We start from the raw sequence: 363 nt of genomic DNA on the forward strand, positions 1-363 counted from the left end.
CGACCTGCTTGAGCCAGCGGGAGATGGTTCCCTCGGTCACCGACTCACCCAGTGCGGGCAGGGTGACCTCAGTGCCCTCGCCACCACCAGCGGGCTTGGCCTCGGCAGCAGGAGCCTTCGCTGGCTGCTCCTTCTCGGTGGACGGCTCCTCGGGCTCGGTCACCGCGTCCGGGGCCTCGTCCTTCTCGGGCTCCGCGGCAGCGGCACCCGTGGTGTCCTGGCCCTCGGCGGGCGGCTCGGCCTCGGCCTCAGGCGCAGCCAGTTCGGCCTGCTCCTCGCCGCCACCCTCACCGGCTTCGCCGATCACGGCCAGGACGGCGCCGACCTCGGCGGTCTCGTCCTCCTGGACGCGGATCTCGAGCA

The 363-nt window shown here is 73.0% G+C and carries 1 pseudogene; it reads right to left on the minus strand.

The window, feature by feature from the left end:
• Positions 1-355: pseudogene (locus IE660_RS15450) on the minus strand (2-oxoglutarate dehydrogenase, E2 component, dihydrolipoamide succinyltransferase); the annotation flags it as partial.
• Positions 356-363: the final 8 nt, after the last annotated feature.

Source organism: Aestuariimicrobium ganziense (assembly GCF_015352975.1).
Classification (GTDB): Bacteria; Actinomycetota; Actinomycetes; order Propionibacteriales; family Propionibacteriaceae; genus Aestuariimicrobium; species Aestuariimicrobium ganziense.